Raw genomic sequence first — 18,428 nt, forward strand, 5'->3', positions numbered from 1 at the left:
TCCGGTAAGAAGGTTCCTTACACCCCTCATCCGGGGCCCAGGGCGCGTGTGCGGCGCGCCCGTCGCGTCTGAGCCCGCAGGCGTCGCCGTACGTACCGGTGACCTGGGCCTCACGCGGTGCCCGCCCGCCTCCGAACCGGGAGCGGTCACCCTCAAACCATGCAGACCTAAGGGGTACAACAAAGTGGCAGCGGAGATTGTCAATCCTCGCACCGACAACGGCGACGGCAGTACGGGCCAGGAAGGCGGCGGGGAGCCCCTCAATTCCCTCGACTCCTTCGACCCCGCCTTCGCCCTGCACCGCGGCGGCAAGATGGCCGTGCAGGCCACCGTGCCGATCCGGGACAAGGACGACCTGTCCCTCGCCTACACGCCCGGCGTCGCGCGGGTGTGCACCGCCATCGCCGAGCAGCCGGACCTGGTCAACGACTACACCTGGAAGTCCTCGGTCGTCGCCGTCGTGACGGACGGTACGGCGGTCCTCGGCCTCGGCGACATCGGCCCCGAGGCCTCCCTCCCCGTGATGGAGGGCAAGGCGATCCTGTTCAAGCAGTTCGGCGGCGTCGACGCGGTGCCGATCGCGCTCGCCTGCACGGACGTCGACGAGATCATCGAGACCGTGGTCCGCCTCGCGCCCTCCTTCGGCGGCGTGAACCTGGAGGACATCTCCGCGCCCCGCTGCTTCGAGATCGAGAAGCGGCTCCAGGAGCGCCTGGACATCCCGGTCTTCCACGACGACCAGCACGGCACGGCGGTCGTGACGCTGGCGGCGCTGCGGAACGCCGCCCGGCTGACCGGCCGTGGGCTCGGCGACCTGCGCGCGGTGATCTCGGGTGCGGGTGCGGCGGGTGTGGCCATCGCCAAGATGCTGCTGGAGGCCGGTCTCGGCGACGTCGCGGTCGCCGACCGCAAGGGCATCGTCTCCGTGGACCGCGAGGACCTCACCCCGGTCAAGCGGGAGCTCGCCGAACTGACCAACAGGGCAGGCCTGTCGGGCTCCCTGGAGGACGCCCTCGCCGGCGCGGACGTCTTCATCGGCGTCTCCGGCGGTACGGTCCCGGAGGAGGCGGTGGCCTCCATGGCGGAGAACGCGTTCGTGTTCGCCATGGCCAACCCCAACCCCGAGGTGCACCCGGACGTCGCCCACAAGTACGCGGCGGTCGTCGCGACCGGGCGCTCCGACTACCCGAACCAGATCAACAACGTCCTCGCGTTCCCGGGGATCTTCGCGGGGGCCCTTCAGGTGCGGGCCTCCCGGATCACCGAGGGGATGAAGATCGCGGCGGCGGAGGCGTTGGCGTCGGTCGTGGGTGACGATCTTGCGGCGGACTATGTGATTCCGTCGCCGTTCGACGAGCGGGTTGCTCCTGCCGTGACTGCGGCGGTTGCTGCGGCGGCTCGGGCGGAGGGTGTGGCTCGGCGTTGAGCCGTGGGGGTGGTGGGGTGTGTTCTTCGCCCCCGCCGCCCCTACCCGTCCCTCCTCAAGGGGCTGCGCCCCTTTGACCCCCAGGCGTCCGCCCGGTGGGGGCTGGTCGCGCAGTTCCCCGCGCCCCTGAAAAAGCGGGGCTGCGCCCCTGCTTTTTCAGGCCCGCAGGGCCTGTTTCTTTTAGGGGCGCGGGGAACTGCGCGAGAAGTCCCCGCCCCCGTGGAGGGACGGGACGCGTGTCACAGGGCTTCGCGGTTCCATCGGGTCCGGCATCCCCCTATGGTCAGGCGCATGTTCGCTGCCTATGCCGCCCGCATCGACCGTGACCAACCGCTGAACGGACTGGAGTTGGGCGACCGGCCCGTGCCGGAATCGAGGCCCGGCTGGACGACCGTCAGGGTGAAGGCCGCCTCGCTGAACCACCACGACCTGTGGTCCCTGCGCGGGGTCGGCCTCGCGGAGGACAAGCTGCCCATGATCCTCGGCTGTGACGCCGCCGGTGTCGACGAGGACGGCAACGAGGTCGTCCTGCACTCGGTGATCGGACAGTCCGGCCACGGCGTCGGCCCGGACGAGCCCCGCTCGATCCTCACCGAGCGCTACCAGGGCACCTTCGCCGAACTCGTCTCCGTCCCCACCTGGAACGTCCTCCCCAAGCCCGCCGAGCTCTCCTTCGAAGAGGCCGCCTGCCTGCCCACCGCCTGGCTGACGGCGTACCGCATGCTCTTCACCAACGCCGGGGTACGACCCGGCGACTCCGTTCTCGTCCAGGGCGCCGGCGGTGGTGTCGCCACCGCCGCGATCGTGCTCGGCAAGGCGGCCGGACTGCGGGTCTTCGCCACCAGCCGGGACGAGGCCAAGCGCAAGCGGGCCCTTGAGCTGGGCGCGGTGGAGGCGCTGGAGTCGGGGGCGCGGCTGCCGCAGCGCGTGGACGCGGTCATCGAGACCGTCGGAGCCGCCACCTGGTCCCACTCGGTGAAGTCCCTGCGCCCCGGCGGCAGTCTCGTCATCTCGGGCGCCACCAGCGGCGACCGACCCTCCCACGCCGAACTGACCCGCATCTTCTTCCTCGAACTCAAGGTCGTCGGCTCCACGATGGGGACCAAGGACGAGCTGGAGGACCTCCTCTCCTTCTGTGCCACGACCGGTGTCCGCCCCGTCATCGACGAGGTGCTGCCCCTGGACCGCGCCCGCGAGGGCTTCGAACGCCTGGCGGCGGGCGACCAGTTCGGCAAGATCGTGCTCACCAGCCCCTGACGGCTTCCGTTCTCTCGGTATGGCGACGGCCGGCCCGGACCCCCGGGCCGGCCGTCGCCATGTCAACCGGGGTTGACGCGACCGGGCGCGTCAACGTAAGTTGACAATATGACCGAAGCAACGGATCTCGCCGAGCGCGCGGGCGACCGTGACCCCCGGATCGGACTGCGGGCCGTCGCCGCGCTGCGGAGGCTGCTGGAGCAGTTGGAGTCGGTACAGGTGCGCAGCGCGCGCAATCAGGGCTGGTCGTGGCAGGAGATCGCCGCGGAACTCGGTGTCAGCAGGCAGGCCGTCCACAAGAAGCACGGGAGGCATTGATGTTCGAGCGGTTCACCAAGGATGCGCGGGCCGTGGTGCTGGGCGCGGTCGAGCAGGCCGAACGTGCCCGTGCGGGGGAGGTGACAGAGGAGCATCTGCTTCTCTCCCTGCTGGACAGGAAGGCCAGTCGTGCCTCGTTCGCCCTGGGCGCGCTCGGGCTCGCCGAGGGCGAACGCTGTGACTCCGTCGCGCGGGCCCTCGCCGAAGCCCGCCGCCGGGGCGGCCTCTCCCGTGCGGACACGGACGCCCTCTCCGACCTCGGCATCGACCTCTCGCAGATCGTCTCCCGCGTCGAAGAGGCCCACGGGGTGGGGGCGTTGGAGTCGGGCGGGGCAGGTCGGCGGCGTCGGTCGTCGGGGCATCGTCCCTTCACCCGCGATGCCAAGGACGTCCTCACCCGCTCCCTCCGCACCGCCCACGCCCACCGCGACCGCCGCATCGGCGACGAGCATCTCCTCCTCGCCCTCACCACCCGCCCCGGGGTCCCGGCCGAGGTCCTCGCGGACCATGGGGTGACGTACGAGGCGCTGGAGCGCGTTCTCTATGGGGCGGGGGAGGCCGAGGCGGGCTGAGAGGGCCGTGCACCCTCTCGGCTCACCGGTTCACCCCCTGGGCGCTCGCAGTATCACCCCGATGTGCGCCGCCGCCGTCGACAGGTGGCGGCGGGCGTCACGGAGTTGGTCCTCCGTCACGCCGTGGTCGCGGGCCGCGTCGCGGATGTCGTCGCGGAAGCGGTCCAGGAGACGGTCGAGGTCGCGGGACGGATCGCCGGTGGGCGTCTCGTGCACCCAGGCGGGCTCGTAGTCGGCCGGGAAGCCCTCGGGGGTGGTCGAGTACTCGGGCTCCCCGCCGACGGTGGCCGTCCGGGCCTTGGCCGAGGTGTCCCCGGCCCCCGTACCGTCGTCCGCGTCGGCCGCTCCCGAGCCGGGCTCCGCCCCCGTCCGTCCGAAGCCGAAGTCCTTGCCGAACTCCTTTCCGAAGTCCTTCCCGAACTCGCCGAACTCCTTGGCCAGCTCGGTCAGGCCCTCGCGGACCCCCGTCGGCCAGTCACCCCGTGTGAAGTGGTCCTGGACGTGGTCCTGGACCCGCTTGGCGATGCGCTGCAACTCCTCCTGCGCCTGAGTGCGGGCGTGCTCCTGGGCCTCCTTGGCCTGGCGGCGGGCACGCTGGGCCTCCTCCCGGGCCCGTCGACTCTCGTCCTTCGCGCGGCGGGCCTGCTCCTTCCACTCCTGCTTGACGCGGCGCATCTCCTCCTTCGCGGCCCGCCAGGACTCGTTGTCGGCGTACTCCCCGGCCGCCCCGGGCGGGGACCCCTCCCCGCCGCCCCTGCGGGCCTCGGAGGCCGCCGCCCGCATCTCACGGCGCAGGTCGCCCGCCGCGCCCCGGACATCGGCCCGGATCTCGGCGGCCAGCTCCGCGACCGACTCCCGGATCTCCAGCTCCAGGTCGGCCAACTCCCCGCTGCGATCGGCCAGTTCGGCGCGGCCCGCGTCGGTGATCGCGTAGACCTTGCGGCCGCCCTCGGTGGTGTGGGTGACCAGGCCCTCGGCCTCCAGCTTGGCCAGGCGGGGGTAGACGGTGCCGGCCGAGGGCGCGTACAGGCCCTGGAAGCGCTCCTCCAGCAGTCGGATCACCTCGTAGCCGTGGCGCGGCGCCTCGTCCAGCAGCTTCAGCAGATACAGCCGCAGGCGTCCGTGGGCGAAGACGGGAGGCATTAGAGCACCTTCTTGTCGGTCGTGCGAGAGGTCGTGCCGTCGGTCGCGTCAGCGGTCCTGTCGGCGGTCGTGCCGTCGGTCGCGTCGGCGATCGTGTCAGCGGTCCTGTCAGCGGTCGTTCCGGCCGCAGCGGGGGAGTCGAGATCGTCCCACGGCTCGTCCTCCGACGGTGGCCTGCGCAGGAGGGCGATGGAGCCGGAGATCGTCGTGGCCTTGAGGCGGCCGTTGCCCGGGCCGAGGCGCCCGGTGACTTTGTGGGCGCCCCAGGGACCGCTGACACGGAGGTCGTCGAAGGCGTTGGAGATGGTGCCGCTGGCCGTGTTGGCCTCCACCTCGGCGTCGGCGGGGTGGGGGAGGCGGATGGCGATCTCGCCGGAGACACTGCTGAGGCCGATGTCGGTGGGGCCGCCCATGGGGTCGAGGTCGAGGATGATGGCGCCGCTCACCGAGTCGGCCTTCACGGTGGGGCAGGAGCCCTCTATGACGGTCAGGTCCCCGGAGACGGAGCTGAGCCGTAGATCGCCCGTGAGGGCCTGCGCCTCCACGCTGCCCGAGACCGTCGTGGCGCGCACGGGGCCCGACAGACCGACCAGCGTGGTGTCGCCCGAGACGCCCTTCACCTCCGTACGCCCGCCCAGCCCGGACACGACGGCCGTGGCACCCACCACGCCCACCTCGACCCGGGTGCCCGTCGGGACGGCGAGCGACACCAGGACGTTGCGCCGCCAGCCCTTGCGGTCGAGCCACTTCAGGAAGCCCTTCCAGGGCAGGTCGTCGTAGGCCACGGTCAGGGTGCCGTCCTTCTGCGTCACCGTCAGCGGTGGGCCCTCGACGTCGGCCACCTCCAGACGGGCGGAACCCTCGTCGGTGCCCACGACGTTCACCGTTCCGTTGACGACGCGCACGTGCAGTGCCGTCACCGGCTCGTCGAACGTGAGCTTTCGCGGCTCGGCGACGGACCACTCGGACATGGTGCTGACCTCCTCGACAGACCCGACACAACAGAACACACCAGAACACGCCAGACACGCACTATCGCGTCTCACGTAATTCACGATATATCGCGGTGTCGGAAAGTCAAGACACCCGTATTGGTGATCCCGCAGGGATGTTCCTGGGCAAATCGGCCTAGCGTGGAGGCATGTCGACGGAACGTTCCCAGGGATCCCGTGGCCCCCGGCCCGCCCCCGCACCCGGCGCGCTCCTGCTCTGCCGGGCGGATCCCGACTCCGTCGCCCCCGTCGCCCAGCTGCTGCGCGAACGCATGCTGCTCGTCCCCGCCGGTCCGGAGTGGACGGCGCTCGTACCGGAGGGAAAGCCCTGGTCGCACGGCGGGGAACTGGTCGACCGGGTCCTCACCGGCTGGGCGACCGCCCTGGCCGTGGGCGTCCCGTGGCCCGTCCTCGCCCTGTGGTGGGACGCCGACCGCGGCGGATACACCCTCGCCGCCGGATTCCGCCGCACCGTCGGTTACGTGTGGCTCGCGAACGGCACCCCGGCCGGTGAGGACGAGGCGATGCGCACCTTCGCCGCCCGCCTGGGGCTGGACCCGGTCCTGGACGTGGAGTCCCTGGACGACCTCACCAAGCCCGACCCGGCCGCCGATGTCCGCGCCCGCCTGCTGGGCCTGCTCGCCGTCCTCGCCCGCACGGGAGTCTCACTCCCCGCCGGCCTCACCCCGGGCGAACCCGCCGACCGGCTCCGTGAGGTCGCCCGTGTCCAGCCCGGCGTCCAGCGCATCGAGTGGACCGGCTGGCGCGGGGCGGTTCGCACGGAACTCGACGCCCTCGAACGGGGCCGCCTGGGCCCGTGGCTTCCCTGGGCCGGTACCCCCAGGGCACGCGCCCTGGCCACCGCCCAACTTCTCGCGGGCCTCCCGCTCACCGGCTGGGGCCTGCACCGCCGCAGCCCCGGCTGGCTCGTCGCTGGCGGCCTCCTGATCGCTCACGGCACCCTCGGCCTGCTCTACGACCTGGCCCACCCGCGCGACTGAGCGAGGCCACGCGACAAATTCCGTCGTGTCCGTCGGAGGAACCGCTACTCGTCCTCGTCGTCGTCGTCCAGCCGCGCCAGCCACGTGGCCAGGCGCTCCACCGGCACCTCGAAGTCCGGATTCAGGTCCACGAAGGTCCGCAGCTGCTCGGCGAGCCACTCGAACGTGACCTCCTCCTCGCCACGCCGCTTCTCCAGTTCCTCGATGCCACGGTCCGTGAAGTACATGGGTCAAGGATAAGTGCGGGAAAACGGCCGGGCCGCACCCCCGACGAGGGGGTACGGCCCGGTGGTGTGCGGTCTTCGGGCGCTGTTACGCCTCGAACACCTCACGCACCAACTGCTCCTGCTCGGCCTGGTGGCGCTTCGCCGAGCCGACCGCCGGGGAGGACCCGTGCGGGCGGGAGATGCGCCGCAGACGCTCGCCGTGGGGGACGTCCGCGCCGACCGCGAGGTCGAGGTGGTCGATCAGGTTGAGGGCGATGAACGGCCAGGCACCCTGGTTCGCAGGCTCCTCCTGGGCCCACAGGTACTTCTCGGCGTTCGGGTACTTGTTGACCTCCGCCTGGACCTCGGCCCCGGGGAGGGGGTAGAGGCGCTCGATGCGGATGATCGCCGTGTCCGTGGCGCCGCGCTTCTGCCGCTCGGCCTCCAGGTCGTAGTAGACCTTGCCGGCGCAGAAGACGACCTTCTTGACCGCGTTCGCGTCGACCGAGCTGTCGCCGATGACCGGGCGGAACTCGCCGCTCGTGAACTCCTCCGCCTTCGACGCGGCGGCCTTCAGGCGCAGCATCGACTTAGGGGTGAAGACGACCAGCGGCTTGTGGTGCGGGTTGTGCACCTGCCACCGCAGGAGGTGGAAGTAGTTCGACGGCGAGGTCGGCATGGCGACCGTCATGTTGTTCTGCGCGCACATCTGGAGGAAGCGCTCCGGGCGGGCGGACGAGTGGTCCGGGCCCTGGCCCTCGTAGCCGTGCGGGAGGAGCAGGGTGACGCCGGACGTCTGGCCCCACTTCTGCTCCGCCGACGAGATGAACTCGTCCACGACCGTCTGGGCGCCGTTGACGAAGTCGCCGAACTGGGCCTCCCACATCACCAGGGACTCGGGACGGGCGAGCGAGTAGCCGTACTCGAAGCCCATCGCCGCGTACTCGGAGAGCAGGGAGTTGTAGACGTTCAGCCGCGCCTGGTCCTCGGAGAGGTACATCAGCGGCGTGAACTCCTCGCCCGTCTCACGGTCGATGATCACCGCGTGACGCTGGCCGAAGGTGCCGCGCTGCGAGTCCTGGCCGGCCAGCCGGACCGGGGTGCCCTCCAGGAGGAGGGAGCCGACCGCGAGGGTCTCGCCCATGCCCCAGTCGATCGTGCCGTCCTCGACCATGGCCGCCCGGCGCTGCAGCTGCGGCAGCAGACGCGGGTGGGCGGTGATGTGGTCCGGGACGTTGACCTGGGACTCGGCGATGCGCTTGACGGTCTCCGCCGTGATCGCGGTGTTCACCGCGACCGGGAAGCCGTCCTGCGGGTCGTGGATCTCGCCGGACACCGGCTGCGAGGTGGCCTCGCGAACCTCGGTGAAGACCTTCTCCAGCTGACCCTGGTAGTCCTGCAGCGCCTGCTCGGCCTCTTCCAGGGTGATGTCGCCGCGACCGATGAGGGACTCGGTGTAGAGCTTGCGCACCGAGCGCTTCTTGTCGATCAGGTCGTACATCAGCGGCTGGGTGAAGGCCGGGTTGTCCGACTCGTTGTGACCGCGGCGGCGGTAGCAGATGAGGTCGATCACCACGTCCTTGTTGAACGCCTGGCGGAACTCGAAGGCCAGGCGTGCGACGCGCACGACCGCCTCCGGGTCGTCGCCGTTCACGTGGAAGATCGGGGCCTCGATCATGCGGGCCACGTCCGTCGCGTACATCGAGGAACGCGAGGACTCGGGGGCCGCGGTGAAGCCGACCTGGTTGTTGATGACGATGTGGACCGTGCCGCCGGTGCGGTAGCCGCGCAGCTGCGACATGTTCAGGGTCTCGGCCACCACGCCCTGGCCCGCGAAGGCCGCGTCGCCGTGGAGGGCCACCGGCAGGACCGTGAAGTCGGTGCCGCCCTTGTTGATGATGTCCTGCTTGGCGCGCGCGACGCCCTCCAGGACCGGGTCCACGGCCTCCAGGTGCGAGGGGTTCGCGACCAGGCTGACCTTGATCTGCTCGCCGTCGAGGCCCGTGAAGGTGCCCTCGGCGCCCAGGTGGTACTTCACGTCGCCGGAGCCGTGCATCGACTTCGGGTCGAGGTTGCCCTCGAACTCGCGGAAGATCTGCGCGTACGACTTGCCGACGATGTTCGCGAGGACGTTCAGCCGGCCGCGGTGGGCCATGCCGATGACGACCTCGTCGAGACGGGACTCCGCCGCGCTGTCGATGACCGCGTCGAGCAGCGGGATGACCGACTCGCCGCCTTCGAGGCTGAAGCGCTTCTGGCCGACGTACTTGGTCTGCAGGAAGGTCTCGAAGGCCTCCGCCGCGTTCAGCCGGCGCAGGATGCGCAGCTGCTCCTCGCGCTCCGGCTTGCTGTGCGGACGCTCGATGCGGTCCTGGATCCAGCGGCGCTGCTTCGGGTCCTGGATGTGCATGAACTCGACGCCGGTCGTACGGCAGTACGAGTCGCGCAGGACGCCGAGGATGTCGCGGAGCTTCATCAGGGACTTGCCCGAGAAGCCGCCGACCGCGAACTCGCGCTCCAGGTCCCACAGGGTGAGCCCGTGCTCGGTGATGTCCAGGTCGGGGTGCTTGCGCTGGCGGTACTCCAGCGGGTCGGTGTCGGCCATGACGTGGCCGCGGACCCGGTAGGAGTGGATCAGCTCGAAGACCCGGGCGGCCTTCGTGACGTCGTCGTCGTGGGAGGCGTCGATGTCCTTGAGCCAGCGGACCGGCTCGTAGGGGATGCGCAGGGCCTCGAAGATGTCGTCGTAGAAACCGCCCTCGCCGAGGAGGAAGTTCGCGACGATCCGCAGGAACTCGCCGGAGGCGGCGCCCTGGATGACCCGGTGGTCGTACGTCGAGGTCAGGGTCATGACCTTCGAGATGCCCAGCTTGTTCAGGGTGTCCTGGGACGTGCCCTGGAACTCGGCCGGGTAGTCCATGGAGCCGACGCCCATGATGACCGACTGACCGGGCATCAGGCGGGGCACGGAGTGGACGGTGCCGAGGCCGCCGGGGTTGGTCAGGGAGACCGTGACACCGGTGAAGTCGTCCATCGTCAGCTTGCCGTCACGGGCGCGGCGGACGATGTCCTCGTAGGCCTGCCAGAACTCGAAGAAGTTCAGCGTCTCGGCCTTCTTGATGCCCGCGACGACCAGCTGGCGGTCGCCGTTGGGCTTCACCAGGTCGATGGCGAGGCCGAAGTTGACGTGCGGCGGCTTGACGAGGGTGGGCTTCCCGTCCTTCTCCGCGTAGTGCCAGTTCATCGACGGCATCGTCTTGATGGCCTGCACCATCGCGTAGCCGATCAGGTGCGTGAAGGAGATCTTCCCGCCCCGGGCGCGCTTCAGGTGGTTGTTGATGACGATGCGGTTGTCGAACAGCAGCTTCACCGGGACCGCGCGCACGGACGTGGCCGTGGGCAGCTCCAGGGAGGCGTTCATGTTCTTCGCGACCGCGGCGGCCGGGCCGCGCAGCGTGATCAGCTCCGGGCCCTCGGCGGCGGCAGCGGCGGGAGCCGGCTGCTTCGCCGGGGCGGCGGCCTTTGGCTTGGCCGGCGCGGGCGCGGCGGCCGCGGGCTTCGCGGGGGCCGGGGCAGCGGCGGCGGGCTTCGGGGCAGCCGGGGCGGGTGCGGCCGGGGCGGCGGGTGCGGCCTGGGCCGGGGCGGCGGGGGCCGCGGGTGTGGTGGTCGCTGCGGGCCCCGTGGCCGCAGAGCTTGCCGGAGCCGAGGCGGCAGCTGCGCCTGGCTTGTAGTCGGCGAAGAAGTCCCACCAGGCTCGGTCTACCGAATTCGGGTCCTGGAGGTACTGCTGATAGATCTCGTCGACGAGCCACTCGTTCGGACCGAAGGCCGCGGCGGGGTTCTTACCCGCTTGGTCTGCGTCGGTCGAGATGCTCGAGTTACTGGGGGACTGTGGCGACACGGCGGCAACCGCCCTCTTCCGCTTCACAAGGTGATGGACAGCGGGAATTAAGGCTACGCCCCCGTGGCCGGGAAGGTCAGGCCGAGTCCGCTCTTCGTCGCGTAAGTCACATCGGAATGCGTGTTTCGGGGGTGGAAATGGCGGGAAACAAGCGTGGTTCCGGTCTGAAAGGGGGGTGGGGGGTGGGGGCCGGGCATGCGTCGGGTGGGGCCTGCGGGGATGTGTACGCGGCCCTCTGCTCGAACGCACCTGATCACACGTGTCCGGCTGGGCGGATCTGTCATGGATCTTGTGGCTCCGGTTCGAACTTTACGTCAACTTGGGGAAGATGTAAGCCCCGGGAGGATGAGCGATATCTGGCAATGGTGGGGGGATTCAGCCAGGCGGGATGTGGGTATCGCGGGATTTTTCCGCCCCCGCCGCCCCTACCCGTCCCATCCTGTCCCTGGGGGCTGCGCCCCCAGACCCCCTAGGTGGTTGCTGGGCCCTGGGGTTTTGGGGGGAGGCCTGGGAGGGCTACCTGGATTCGGCAGCCCTTGGGGGATTCGGCTACTCCGATGCGGCCGCCGTGGAGGTCGACCGCCCAGCGGGCGATGGCGAGGCCCAGGCCGGTGCCGCCGTCGCTGCCGGGGCCGTGGGGGGAGCTCACCGCGCCTCGGTTGAAGCGTTCGAAGACGCGGTGCCACTCGGATTCGGGGATGCCGGGGCCCTCGTCCAGGACCTCCAGCTCCAGCGACTCCGGGGCGGGCCCCCGCCGGGCCTTCACCGTGACGCGGCCGTGCGCCGGGCTGTGCTTGACCGCGTTGTCGATGAGGTTGGCGACGACCTGGTGGATGCGCTCCGGGTCCGCGTTCGCCGTCAGCTCCGGCGGGTGCACGTCCAGGTGCAGGTGCACGTCCGTCCGTGTGTGCTTGCCGGAGTCCGAGGCGATGCCGCCGCGGGCCGAGGAGACCATCTGGGCCTCCTTGAGGACGCCCGAGAGGTATGGCCAGACCTCGAAGCGGCGGCGGCGCAGCGGGACGACGCCGTTGTCCAGGCGGGAGAGGTCGAGGAGGGTCTCCACCAGCCGGCCCAGGCGCTCCGTCTGCTTCAGGGCCGTACGCATCGTCTCGGGATCGGCCTGGGTGACGCCGTCGACGATGTTCTCCAGGACCGCGCGCAGGCCCGCGATGGGCGTACGGAGCTCGTGGGAGACGTTCGCCACGAGTTCCTTGCGCTGGCGGTCCTGGGCCTCCAGCTCGTCCGCCATGAGATTGATCGTGTGGGCGAGGTCGCCCAGCTCGTCCCGCCGGTTCTCACTGACCCGGCGGGTGTAGTCGCCGCGCGAGATGGACCGGGCGACCGCGTTCATCTCGTCCAGGGGCGCGGTGAGCGAATGCGCCACGAACTGCGTTATCAGGAGTGTGGCGATCATCGAGAACACCGTGATGAAGCGCAGCTCCGTCTTGGTGTGCACCGCGATCATCGACAGACCGGTGGTGATCAGGACCGAGATGACGACGAGCGCGCCCAGCTTCGTCTTGATCGAGAAGGGGCGCACGCCGCCGAGCGGGCTCGCGCCCTTCCGCGACTGCGCACCACCGGGACCCCGGTTCCGGGACCTCGGGTCACCGACTCCGCTCATCACGCCACCAGCCCCCTGTGCCTACGTACCGACGTACCTGCGCGCCTGTGTGGATCCTGCCGCGCACGCGGTGCGGGCACGGGGTCAGGGATTCGGGGTCTCCAGGGCGTACCCCACACCGTGCACCGTGCGGATCCGCTCCGCGCCGATCTTCCGCCGCAGCGCCTTGATGTGGCTGTCCACGGTCCGCGTCCCGGACGCGTCCGCCCAGTCCCACACCTCGGCGAGCAGCTGCTCGCGCGAGAGTACGGCACGCGGGGTGTTCGCGAGACATACGAGCAGGTCGAACTCGGTGGGCGTGAGGTGCACGTCCTCGCTGCGCACCCGGACACGGCGCTGCGCGTGGTCGATCTCCAGCTCGCCGAGGCGCAGGATGCCCGAGCGAGGCGTGGTCGCGGCCAGCGCGGCCCGCTCCACCCGGCGCAGCAGGACGTGCACGCGCGCGGCCAGCTCACGCATGGAGAACGGCTTGGTCATGTAGTCGTCGGCGCCGACGCCGAGCCCGACCAGCATGTCCGTCTCGTCGTCCCGGGCGGTGAGCATCAGCACGGGGACGGGCCGCTGGGCCTGGACGCGCCTGCACACCTCCAGGCCGTCGAAGCCGGGCAGCATGATGTCGAGGATCAGCAGGTCGGGCTGCCAGGCCTCCGCCGTGTCCACCGCGGCCGGTCCGTCGGACGCGGTCTGCACGACGAAACCCTCGGCGCGCAGGCGGGCCGCGATGGCGTCGACGATCGTCGGGTCGTCCTCGACCACGAGCACGCGGCGCTGTGCGCCCGGCGTCGCCGTGGCGCTGTTGTGGGTGGTGTGTGTCTGCTCCATCGCCCGCCCCTGTGTTGCTTTCCGGAATCCGTGGGGTGATCCCTTGACTACGCATGGCTGCGCATGACTGCGATTGACGCTTGAATGATCGGCGTCAGGCAAGCAGGGTACGGGCAGTCACCGCACCAGGGCTATCCAGGTCGGACCGCGAGGTGCACCACGTCCGGAACTCCTCGGGCAACCGGGATCTCTTCGGTACGCACCTGTTGGAACCCGGCATTCCCCAAGGTTTCCTCGAATTCCGCAGATGGCTGGGCCGACCACACGGCAAGCACCCCACCTGGCCTCAACACCCTTGCGCAGCTTGCCAGTCCGGTCGGCGAGTAGAGGCTGTCGTTGCTCTCGGAGACGGTCCAGTCAGGTCCGTTGTCGATGTCCAGGCAGAGCGCGTCGAACGTGGCGGAAGTCTCATTGACGTACTCGACGAGATCGGCTTCCACGATCTCCGTACGGGGGTCGGCGAGGGCCCCGGCGGACACCTCGGCCAGCGGTCCGGCGCGGTGCCAGGCGATGACGGAGGGTTCGCGTTCGACAACTGTGATCGTTTCCCAGCGCGGGTTGGCGGCGGCGTGGGCGAGGGAGAAGCCGACGCCCAGGCCCCCGATGAGCACACTTGGCCGAGAACGGCCGTCCACGGTCTCCAGGGTGTCCAGGGTGTTGAGGGCGGCGTCGACCAGCAGCCGTTCCGAGCGGCCGTCCGAGGTGTCCATCAGGAAGCACCCGTTGGCGATGATCTGCAACAGCTTTCCGTGCCGCCGCAGCACCACTTCGCCGTAGGGGCCTTCGCGCCGGTCGATGACTTCGGGTTCGTCGGTGATGGGTAGCATCCGCCCATCCTTACGTGTCAGCGGGGAGTGGGCGGCCGAATTTCGGCGCGCCGGGCGGGACTTCAGTCGCCCTGCGGGACGTCAGAGCGACAGGCCGTGGCCGTACGGGAAGACCGAGTCCTCGGTGTCGTTCGGGGCGTTTGGGCAGGACGTCGCCTCGCCCACGGGAATGGAACGCGGGAGTGCGAAGGGCAGTCGGCCCTCCGCGCGGGCCCGGCCGAAGGCCACGTCGAGCAGGGCCGTGTCCGAGGCTCCGTAGTCGACGACGAGCGCGGCGGCCTTCGCGGCGATCTCCGGGAGTACGGCGGACCGTTCCAGGTTGACGCAGACCAGGGTGGGCACGGCCGTCGGCAGCGCCAGGATCTCCGTCAGCCGCGCCTCGTAGGGCGTGCGCAGCCGCAGTACGGCCACGTCCGCGTGGGCCGGGTCGGCCACGACATTGCCGTACAGGGACGCCGTCTGCGCGGCCACTCCCTCGACGTACAGGTTCGGGCGGTCGGTCAGCGGGAGGAGGGAGTGGTTGGTCAGGACGGTGAGCGAGCGGCGCTGGGCGGCCTCGCCGAGGGCGGTGAACTCACCGGCGCCGACGGTCTCCTCGGCGCGGTTCGGGTCGACGTACCGCCGCTCGAAGAGGCCGAGGACGAACTTCTCGCGCAGGAGGCGGCGGACGGAGGCGTCGACGCGCTCCTGAGTGATCCGGCCGGAGCGGACCAGTTCGACGATCACCTCCGGGCACTGTTCGCCGCCGAACTGGTCGGCGCCCGCGTCCAGGGCCTTCGCGGCGCGTTCGCTGACGGTGGCGTGGGTTACATGCGGTTCGCCGCCGGTGGGCGCGTGGGTGAGCAGGCCCCAGTCGGCGCGGACGACGCCGTCGAAGCCGAGGCGTTCGCGCGACACGCCGGTGGGCGGCATCAGCTGCGCGCATCCGGCCTCGACGGCGGCCCGGAAGGGCGCGAGGTGGTGGTCGTGCGTTGTGCCGCAGCCGGGGAAGTGCTTGACCATGGCGGCGACCGAACGCGGGCCGAGCCGGGGGCCCTGGAGGCCGCGTACGAACGCCCGGACCAGTGCGCTCGCGACCTCGGCGGACGAGCCGAAGGAGCCGGCCCGGCGAGATGGTCCGGGCTCGGTGCTGAGGTCGATCTGCGGGTGCAGCGCGACGCGGAAGCCGACGGCGAGGTACTCGCGGCGGACGGTGTCGCCGAACTTCTCCACCAGGTCCGGGTCGCCGATCGCGGCCAGGCCCAGGGGCGCGGGCCAGGCCGAGAAGGTGCCGGAGCCGAAGGAGGCGCCGGAGGTGAAGGAGGCGCCCGGGTTGTCGGTGAACGAGTGGCGCGGGTCGGTGGAGAGGGTGACCGGGATGCCCAGTCGCGTGTCGGCCGCGAGGGCCTGGAGCCGGTTGACCCATTCCGCCGTCTCCCGAATCCCGTGGCGGCCCACGAGGTTGAAGTGGGTCAGGCGGCCGTCCACGACCAGTTCCGTGGTGCCCTGCCGGAGGAACGGCCCGTCGGTCGTCTCGGCGAGCGTCCCGTCGCCGTTCATCGTCACCCTCGTGTGGAAGAGCTGACCCGCCTTCTCCGCGAGGGTCATCCGGGCCAGGAGGTCCTCCACTCGTTCGTCGACGGGGCGGCTCGGGTCGCGGTACGGGGCTGTGGGCATCCGGCAGTTCCTGGGGGAGGGGGGACGAGGGCGGCGGCGTTGCCGCGCAGGCCCGTTCAGGGAGCGGCCCGTTCAGGGAAGCAGCAAAGCCGAGTGGGTACTAGGTTTTGGACAAGTGGCCACTCTCACGCGGCACATGGCTTGAAAGAAGAGGTCGTTGACTCGTGTAACCGTCGGTTCGTTAAGGGCTCTTGAGGCCGCGTGGTGCGGGCTAGGGTGGCGGGCATGGTGCGGAACCGGAGGTCGGAGGGGGCCGACGGCTCCGCAGGGCGTGAGCCGGAGGGCTCCGGCGCGCGGGGTACGTACGCCGTCGGGGACGAGCGGCGGCTGCGCATTCTCGACGCGGCTGTCGAGCACTTCGCCCAGCGGGGCTTCCACGCCTCCTCGTTGGCCCGGATCGCCGGCGACGTCGGCATCACCCAGGGCGGGCTGCTGCATCACTTCCGCAGTAAGGAGGACCTGCTCGTCCAGGTCCTGGAACGCATGGACGAAAGCGACCGGGAGCGGTTCTTCTCACGGGAGTTCGAGTCGGCGGCCCAGATGTTCACGGCGCTCGTGCGGCTCGCCGAGTACAACAGCGCGCGGCTGGGCCGCACTCGGATGTTCAACGTCCTGGCCGCCGAGGCCGGTGACCCCGGTCATCCCGCCCACGCGTACTTCGTCGAGCGGTACGCCGAGGTGGTGGGCACCCTGTCCGGAGTGCTGCGGCGCGGGGTGGACAGCGGTGAACTGCGGGCCGGTACGGACGTCGTGGCCGTGGCGCAGGAGCTGGCCGCGGTGATGGACGGGCTGCAGATCCAGTGGGTGCTGGATCCTGAGGGGTTCGACATGGTGGGCCGGTTCCGGGCGTATGTGGAGCGGGTGCGGAGGGAGATCGGGGCGGAGGGCTCGTAGCGGGCCGACGGAAGGCCCGGGGAGGCGGAGCTGTCGGCTTGCTGTGAATCGCGTTTCGGGTGGCGGGGGTCACAGACAAGGGCGTACCGGGGCGTCGAGGGTGAGGGGAAACGGAAGGAGCACCTCACCTTGGATGCCGCCGAGAGTGTGGAGACCGCGGGGCCCGTCCTCGACGGCATCCCGCGGCAGCCTGGCGCGGCACTCGGTGGGGCGCCGGAGCGGGCACCGGCGGAGGCCCCGGACGTCGGGGTGGACGTGGTGGGACCTGGGGCGGCGGAACCCGGGGTGTGCGTGGTCGAACCCGGGGCGCGTGTAGGGGAATCCGAGGCGCCCGGGGTGTACGCCAGGCCGCTTTCCTCCTGGCGAATCTCCTCCCGGCGTGTCTCCTCCCGGCGAATCTCCTCCCGGCGTGTCTCCTCCTGGCGTGAGTCCTCCTGGCGTGAGTCCTCCGGGGGCGCGTCCTCCTGGCGTCGGCGCACGCCGTTCCCGCGCCCCTCGCGGCTGCTCCCCACCCCCGTCGGTACGCCCTTCACCTTCTTCTACGCCACCGTCCTCGTGATGACCTCCCTCGTCGCCGAGTACGCAGACCCGGCCCTGGTGCACGCCCTGCATCAGGGCTCCAGTACGGATGTGGCGCATCTGGTCCGGACCCCGGCGCTGGTGCTGCTCGCGAGCGCGGTGTGGGTCGCGGGCGGGGTCGGCTCGCTGTACGCCCTCGCCTTCCTGCTGGTGCTGACCGCGCTGGAACGCCGGATCGGCGGGTGGCGCACGGCCGGTGTGTTCCTGCTGGGCCATGTCCTCGCCACCCTCGCCACGGAGGTCCCGGTGGGCTTCGCCGTCCTGGCAGGCCACCTCCCCGACAGCTCCCTCCACCGCCTCGACTACGGCATCAGCTTCGGAGTGGCCGCGAGCGCGGGCGCGTTGGCGGGCCTCTTGCCGCCGTGGCTGCGGTGGCCCCTGCTGCTGGGCTTCGGCGGGATGCTGGTGGACGACCTGCTCACCTTCTCGGACCCGATGACCAACTGGGGGCATCTGCTGTCGCTGGCGATCGGGGTGGCGATGTGGCCGGTGGTGCGGCGGTGGCGGCTCGAGTGCCGTGGCTCAGGGTCGGCCGGTGAACTTCGCGCTGGTCAGTGGGGCCCGCACCGTCCAGCCCAGTGACTCGTACAGGGCCCGGCCGTCCGGTGTGCCGGCCAGGACGCCCGTCTCCGCGCCCTGTTCGAGGGCGGCCCGGGCGAGGGTGCGCATGACGAGGGTGCCGAGGCCGCGGCGGCGGTGGTCCGGGGACGTCTCTATCTGGTCGACGACCGCTGTCGCGCCGGTCGGGGCGATCTGGCCGCGGGCCGCCAGGGAACCGTCCGGCGCCGCGACCATCACCCGGGTCACGCCACCGCGCGACCAGGTACGCAGCCGGTAGCCGTCGGGCACGGCGGCCTGGGGCTCCTGGGGCTCCTGGGACTGCTGGGGCTCGTCGGGCTCCAGGCGCAGGGACATGAGATAGCCGGGGTCGGGGTCGATCCACCAGCCCTCGCCGAGCCACGAGGTCACCGTCGGCGCGTCCGTGAAGACCTTGAGCCAGGTGCCGGCCCCGGTGACGGAGTCCGCCACTTTCCGCACCGTCCCCTCCTCCACCTCGTCGTGCGTCGCCGAGAAGACGTGGCGGGTGACGTGATGGGCCAGGCCCATGTCGATGGTGAAGCCCCACGGTTCGACCACCGGAGGCGCCGCTCCCCGCGAGGCGACCCATCCGTCGACCCACGCCCGCACGATTCCGTCCACGCTGACCCCC

General features: G+C 70.8%; 16 protein-coding genes. 7 read left to right on the top strand and 9 right to left on the bottom strand.

Going from position 1 to position 18,428, the window contains the following annotated elements; all coding sequences use genetic code 11:
* Positions 1-184: 184 nt before the first annotated feature.
* The 4 genes from PUR53_RS13445 to PUR53_RS13460 all read left to right on the top strand — a co-directional run bounded on the left by PUR53_RS13445 (position 185) and on the right by PUR53_RS13460 (position 3,573).
* Positions 185-1,426, top strand: coding sequence for an NAD(P)-dependent malic enzyme (locus tag PUR53_RS13445; RefSeq protein WP_184899317.1), 1,242 nt, complete (start codon positions 185-187; stop codon positions 1,424-1,426).
* Between the two features lie 291 nt (positions 1,427-1,717).
* Positions 1,718-2,683, top strand: a complete 966-nt coding sequence (locus PUR53_RS13450; protein WP_329898343.1) for a zinc-binding dehydrogenase — start codon at positions 1,718-1,720, stop codon at positions 2,681-2,683.
* Positions 2,684-2,791: 108 nt separating this feature from the next.
* Entirely contained in the window at positions 2,792-3,001 is a 210-nt protein-coding gene (locus tag PUR53_RS13455; protein ID WP_239757221.1) for a helix-turn-helix domain-containing protein, read from the top strand.
* Entirely contained in the window at positions 3,001-3,573 is a 573-nt protein-coding gene (locus PUR53_RS13460) for a Clp protease N-terminal domain-containing protein (RefSeq protein ID WP_329908419.1), read from the top strand. The genes PUR53_RS13455 and PUR53_RS13460 overlap by 1 nt, the downstream gene beginning before the upstream one ends.
* 30 nt (positions 3,574-3,603) lie before the next feature.
* Here the strand turns inward: PUR53_RS13460 and PUR53_RS13465 are convergent, their stop codons facing one another.
* Both PUR53_RS13465 and PUR53_RS13470 read right to left on the bottom strand, forming a co-directional pair.
* Positions 3,604-4,716 carry a helix-turn-helix transcriptional regulator gene (locus PUR53_RS13465; protein WP_329908420.1) on the bottom strand — a complete coding sequence of 371 codons (1,113 nt, stop codon included), beginning with the start codon at positions 4,714-4,716 and terminating at the stop codon, positions 3,604-3,606.
* Positions 4,716-5,687 (bottom strand): DUF4097 family beta strand repeat-containing protein, encoded by a 972-nt coding sequence (locus PUR53_RS13470; RefSeq protein ID WP_329908421.1) that lies wholly within the window; start codon positions 5,685-5,687, stop codon positions 4,716-4,718. The genes PUR53_RS13465 and PUR53_RS13470 overlap by 1 nt, the downstream gene beginning before the upstream one ends.
* Before the next feature lie 170 nt (positions 5,688-5,857).
* On the opposite strand from PUR53_RS13470, the gene PUR53_RS13475 reads away from it, so the two are divergent.
* Positions 5,858-6,709, top strand: coding sequence for a hypothetical protein (locus PUR53_RS13475; RefSeq protein WP_329898347.1), 852 nt, complete (start codon positions 5,858-5,860; stop codon positions 6,707-6,709).
* Between the two features lie 44 nt (positions 6,710-6,753).
* Here the strand turns inward: PUR53_RS13475 and PUR53_RS13480 are convergent, their stop codons facing one another.
* The 6 genes from PUR53_RS13480 to PUR53_RS13505 form a co-directional block, all read right to left on the bottom strand.
* Complete coding sequence (locus tag PUR53_RS13480; protein WP_329878323.1) at positions 6,754-6,936, bottom strand: DUF6104 family protein; 183 nt, start codon at positions 6,934-6,936, stop codon at positions 6,754-6,756.
* Between the two features lie 85 nt (positions 6,937-7,021).
* A complete protein-coding gene (locus PUR53_RS13485; protein WP_329898348.1) occupies positions 7,022-10,816 on the bottom strand; it encodes a multifunctional oxoglutarate decarboxylase/oxoglutarate dehydrogenase thiamine pyrophosphate-binding subunit/dihydrolipoyllysine-residue succinyltransferase subunit in 3,795 nt (1,264 codons plus the stop codon).
* A 469-nt stretch (positions 10,817-11,285) separates the two neighbouring features.
* On the bottom strand, positions 11,286-12,440 hold the full coding sequence (locus PUR53_RS13490) for a HAMP domain-containing sensor histidine kinase (RefSeq protein WP_329908422.1): 1,155 nt from the start codon (positions 12,438-12,440) through the stop codon (positions 11,286-11,288).
* An 84-nt stretch (positions 12,441-12,524) separates the two neighbouring features.
* Positions 12,525-13,262, bottom strand: coding sequence for a response regulator transcription factor (locus tag PUR53_RS13495; protein WP_239757232.1), 738 nt, complete (start codon positions 13,260-13,262; stop codon positions 12,525-12,527).
* A gap of 131 nt (positions 13,263-13,393) precedes the next feature.
* Positions 13,394-14,089, bottom strand: coding sequence for a spermidine synthase (locus tag PUR53_RS13500; RefSeq protein WP_329898350.1), 696 nt, complete (start codon positions 14,087-14,089; stop codon positions 13,394-13,396).
* 81 nt (positions 14,090-14,170) lie between these two features.
* Positions 14,171-15,745 carry a glycoside hydrolase family 3 protein gene (locus PUR53_RS13505; RefSeq protein WP_329908423.1) on the bottom strand — a complete coding sequence of 525 codons (1,575 nt, stop codon included), beginning with the start codon at positions 15,743-15,745 and terminating at the stop codon, positions 14,171-14,173.
* 225 nt (positions 15,746-15,970) lie between these two features.
* Between PUR53_RS13505 and PUR53_RS13510 the strand changes: the two genes are divergently transcribed.
* Together PUR53_RS13510 and PUR53_RS13515 are read left to right on the top strand one after the other, a co-directional pair.
* Complete coding sequence (locus PUR53_RS13510; protein WP_329898352.1) at positions 15,971-16,639, top strand: TetR/AcrR family transcriptional regulator; 669 nt, start codon at positions 15,971-15,973, stop codon at positions 16,637-16,639.
* A gap of 129 nt (positions 16,640-16,768) precedes the next feature.
* Positions 16,769-17,800, top strand: a complete 1,032-nt coding sequence (locus PUR53_RS13515) for a rhomboid-like protein (protein ID WP_329908424.1) — start codon at positions 16,769-16,771, stop codon at positions 17,798-17,800.
* On the opposite strand, the gene PUR53_RS13520 is transcribed toward PUR53_RS13515, so the two are convergent.
* Entirely contained in the window at positions 17,741-18,418 is a 678-nt protein-coding gene (locus tag PUR53_RS13520; RefSeq protein WP_329908425.1) for a GNAT family N-acetyltransferase, read from the bottom strand. The genes PUR53_RS13515 and PUR53_RS13520 overlap by 60 nt on opposite strands.
* Positions 18,419-18,428 lie beyond the last annotated feature (10 nt).

It is taken from the genome of Streptomyces sp. SP18BB07, assembly GCF_036322545.1.
Lineage (GTDB): Bacteria > Actinomycetota > Actinomycetes > Streptomycetales > Streptomycetaceae > Streptomyces > Streptomyces deccanensis.